Below are 4,155 nucleotides of genomic sequence, written 5' to 3'. Positions count from 1 at the left end.
TTGGCTGAGCGCTATCGGAATCGACGGCGGCACTTTACGCGCCGAGTGCATCTACTCGCAGGCATCATCAACTTTGAGCTAGCTCTGGTTAGCTGATTCGTGCAAGAGGTCTATTATCCCGCGTCCTTGGAAATTCTCGCCCAGCCAATACCCAATGCTAGTGGCTCGATTTTCCCAATCAATTTCGTGACATCCAATTGCTCCTGCCATTTTGCCCTGATACCAAATGCCAGCATGAAATCCATTATTGGCGGCAAATTGTTTCAATGCAGCCTCAATGAAAAACTTGGTATCTTCAGGACTTTTCGAGCCATCAACCCAGGGAAGCCATTCCCGTAGGGAGGTGCGACAAGAATCAACCAAAGCATAAACTTCTTGTGCGTGTCGCACCTCAAGCAATTTGAGTTCGATTTCCTCGTCGATGCGAAATTTGAAAATGGTAGAGTGACTCCGAGAGCGTCGTGGAATAATCTTATTAGAATTATTGCAATCTAGGCGCAACTAAAGCTGTGAATTGATAAAGCTACAGCCAGTCCATTCCAAGCACCCATGACCTTCTCTTAAATCAGAGCAATGAGTGAAGCTGACACCCCCCAAGAAGCTAACCAGTCCCAGTCCTTCCCCCAATCAACCGATTCTCCAATGGACGATCCTGTGGAAGATCCGGTGAAGGATGAAACAGATCCTAACCTTGATCCTGTACAGGAGACAGCACCGGCACAGGACGAGACTCTCGTGGAAGTAATAGAAGTCGTCAGCTTAGTGCATCGTTCACCCGCGCTAGTAGACGATGAGGCGAATGCCGCAAAGACAACTGATGATGGGGATGGGGTGCATCGGGAAAAGTCTGAGCCGCAGTCATTGCCAGCAGAGGCGGGAAATTTGTTTCCACTGTTGGCGGAGATGCGTCAGCGCAATCGGGACTTAGTCAGCCGAGTGAATCACCTAGAGAAGGCACTGGGGGATTGTCAGGAGGCGTTGCAATTGCAAAGACAGCGATCGCAAGCTCAAGAAAATATCCTCACCTCTACAACCCAGGAACTCAACGGGACGCAAGAACAAGTCACCCGGATGTTCCGAGAACTAGAATCATCTCATCAAGCTGCCCAGCGCCAACAAATCTTAATTGAAACCGTAACAGAACAGCTGGAAAACAGCCAAGAACGCATCGCCCAGCTAGAACGGGAATGTGCCTTCACCCAGCAACGCTATAACGAACAATCTCACGCGCTGTTGCAAAGCGAAAATACAATCCGCGAACTCCGCACCCGCTTACAACGCCAGCAGCGCCAAACCCTGCAATTCAAGTCGGCGCTAGAAAAGTGTCTGGAAATGCCTCCCCCCACCCAAATCGAACCAGATACCAGACCTTCTCCCACTTGGGCGCATCGCCATCTTAAAAACGCCCACGATTCTCAATCTCTCCTCCCCAAAGCGCCGCCGATTCAACCTTGGTCAGCGCAACCGGCATTCCAGGAAGACCCCGCCCAGAATGAGGAAGATTGGGAGATTTCAGTACCATCTCCGGCTTATGCACCGATTACAGAGGCAACTGCCTTCGTTTCGAGGGAATGGGAGCCGTTAGAAGAAATACCCGCCTCTGAGAGCCTCGAAGCCACCGATGAAGAGGAGATATGGCAATGGGGAATGCTAGGCTCAGACTCCGATCCGCTCATGGATGATTTTCTCATGCCCCCTGAGCTGGAAATTTCTGATAACGACGATTTCAGCGATGAATTAGCGATCGCTTCTATCCAGGAAAGTATCGCGATTGAGAACGAACTGGAAGACCTGCTGCTGGCTGTCAGTTTCGAGCCAGATGAGAACGATGAAGCTGGAACGATCTATGCCCTAGAAAATGCCGAATCAGCTTCTCCTTCCTCGTACATCTTTGAGCCTTCTGAACCAGAGGCAATCTGGTCAGAAGATGCGAGTGGAGACAATGCTGAGCAAGAAGAGGAGGTAATATCCCGCAGAGAATTTCCGGCTGCTGTGCCCACCCAGCGCCCTGATGCCATCCCCTCCCAACCAAACTGGCCTTCCCCTCTGCTTTATCCGACACGTCCCCCGAAAGGGCGGAAATCCTTGGCGTCGATAGAATTGCCAACGTTTCCCAGAAAAACTGGCGCGTAGAAATTAAAAATCAGGACTTACGCATTGAAAGCTTGAAATCTAGATCCCCCTAGCCCCCTTAAAAAAGGGGGCTTTTCCGGTTCCCCCTTTTTAAGGGAGATGCAAGGGGGATCTCGGCGTAAGTCCTAAAAATACAAAATTAAACATTGTTCTTTTTAATTTTGCATTTTTAATTTTTAATCGCGACCCGCTCGGAAGACGTTTGCCTCTGCTCTTTCCGCGTAGAAAGCTGATGGTTCTTTTGAGGACGCCCCATCCCAGCAGTGAGGGCATAGCTCTGAGCCAGCAGCCACAACCACAAAGCAGGATAGCGTTCTTCTAGCGAAGGTTGTAGACGCCGGAGGGCACCCGGAAACCAACCCCCCAGCAACCAAACAACTAGGGCATGAAGTGTAAAGCTGAAATAGCTGCCCAGCCAGCGGAAGATATCTTTAGCACCGGCGAGTTGCCAAATCCATAACAGCAAAGCTGGATTGATCCAAGCGGCTTTTAGCGCCAGTCGATTGAAGGTTAGCCAATTCACTCGGTCTTTAATAAACGTGTCTGCCACCTCTGGGGGTTCTGTCGCCAAAAGCCCGAAAAAGGTATTCAGCATCGAGTTAATTCGCTGCGGCGGTAAGTAGGTGCCGGTGGGAACCATCATGCCTTTAGAAAATAACCAGGTAACGGAGACGTTGCTTTGATAAGCGCGAATCTGATTTAAGTGATGGGCTTGGAGCAAGTCATGTTTGAGGGCGGTATCGAGAAGGTTGGTTAAACGGGAGAGATTGCGAACCAGGGAACCAAAGCCGGTAAAAACGAGGGGAGATTGGAGAGAGGCGGCATCGCCAATGCTAATTAGCCGATCGAAAGCAACCGTGCGATCGCGACTTCCAACACTAAAGTGACCCGGAATATACCCAAATGTCGGTTTTTTCCACACCAGCTTCTCCATATCGCAGCGGCGATACTCCGGCAAAATGTTGAAAAAATCTTCATACATTTCTAATAACGAGCCGGGGTTATCGGGATGCACTTGATGATAGTGGAATAAGTAGAAGGTCACTTCTTCACCTTCAGCGGGGAATAACTCCCAAATCAGCTGCCGTCCCCGCGAAATATCGCCGTGACTGTTCAGCACATCCCCGTATTGGGCATCCCACACCCCCGGCTCAAACCCGCTGGCAATCACAGCCCCAACGGTTGGGCAAACACTATCAAAAGTGCGACCCCCATTCAACTGCCACGCAATCGGCGAAGCAGTGCCCATCGCATCTACTAGCAGGCGTCCGCTAGCTTGGCGCTGAGTTTGGCTGGGCAGATGTTTCGCTTGCACGGTAACTTGCGATCGCTCAATATCAGCCCGGATAAACTCCGTCTCATCCCAAATTTCCCCACCGGCTTTGGTGAGTTTTTCCCCACACAGACGCAGTAGTTTCTCGGCGTCCAATCCCACATTCAGCACCGTTGGGGTATGCAATACCTGTGCTTTTAGCTTGGGTGGATTATTGGCATCAAAGAATTTGTGAAACCCATCTACATACTCCGCGGCAATAATGCTTTCAAATTCCGCCGGGGTAAATAAGCCTAAATCAATCAAGCTTTGAAATTCATCGCGGGAAATGTTCCACTCCCGGTTCATGCGCCCGAAAGGGAGCCGTTCCAGTAATAGCACCCGGTAGCCGAGTTGAGCCATGACAGCAGCGTGGATGACGCCCAAGGCACCACCTACATAAATCAGGTCGTAGGAAGAGGACTGAGGGGAGAGGACTGAGGGGAGAGGACTGAGGACTGAGGGCTGAGGGCTGAGGGCTGAGGGCGCTTCGCCTTCCCGAAGGATGGACTGAGAGGGGAGGGCGGAGGAGTCAGTGAAGGCTTCATCTCCCTTTTGATTCCTGATTTCCCTGTCTCTTCGGAAGATAACCTGCGCTGGCTGTTTCGGATTGCGAACGCTCTCGCGCCAACGTTTCTCCCACCAATAGACGCGATTCAGGTCATATTCCCCGTTCGGCATTTTTTGAAAGAAGCGGACGGTTTCCGGGT

3 protein-coding genes are annotated in these 4,155 nt (G+C 51.0%); 1 reads left to right on the top strand and 2 read right to left on the bottom strand.

What is annotated here, in order from left to right:
* Nucleotides 1-78: 78 nt before the first annotated feature.
* Nucleotides 79-399, bottom strand: a complete 321-nt coding sequence (locus H6F50_RS04360; RefSeq protein ID WP_277879317.1) for a GNAT family N-acetyltransferase — start codon at nucleotides 397-399, stop codon at nucleotides 79-81.
* 174 nt (nucleotides 400-573) lie between these two features.
* Here H6F50_RS04360 and H6F50_RS04355 point away from each other — a divergent pair, with 174 nt between their 5' ends.
* Nucleotides 574-2,133 carry a hypothetical protein gene (locus tag H6F50_RS04355; RefSeq protein WP_190426714.1) on the top strand — a complete coding sequence of 520 codons (1,560 nt, stop codon included), beginning with the start codon at nucleotides 574-576 and terminating at the stop codon, nucleotides 2,131-2,133.
* Nucleotides 2,134-2,302: 169 nt separating this feature from the next.
* Here H6F50_RS04355 and H6F50_RS04350 read toward each other — a convergent pair.
* Nucleotides 2,303-4,155: flavin-dependent dehydrogenase (locus H6F50_RS04350; RefSeq protein ID WP_190426712.1), on the bottom strand; the 1,853-nt coding region annotated here is incomplete at its 5' end.

This window comes from Coleofasciculus sp. FACHB-712 (assembly GCF_014695635.1).
In the GTDB taxonomy this organism is placed as follows: domain Bacteria; phylum Cyanobacteriota; class Cyanobacteriia; order Cyanobacteriales; family FACHB-T130; genus FACHB-T130.
The sequence above is the reverse complement of the archived record's forward strand: the minus strand, read 5'-3'. Positions and strand labels throughout refer to the sequence as shown.

Coding starts and splice junctions, on each gene's coding strand:
- H6F50_RS04355 (WP_190426714.1), top strand. CDS start 574: ATGAGTGAAGCTGACACCCCCCAAGAAGCTAACCAGTCCCAGTCCTTC.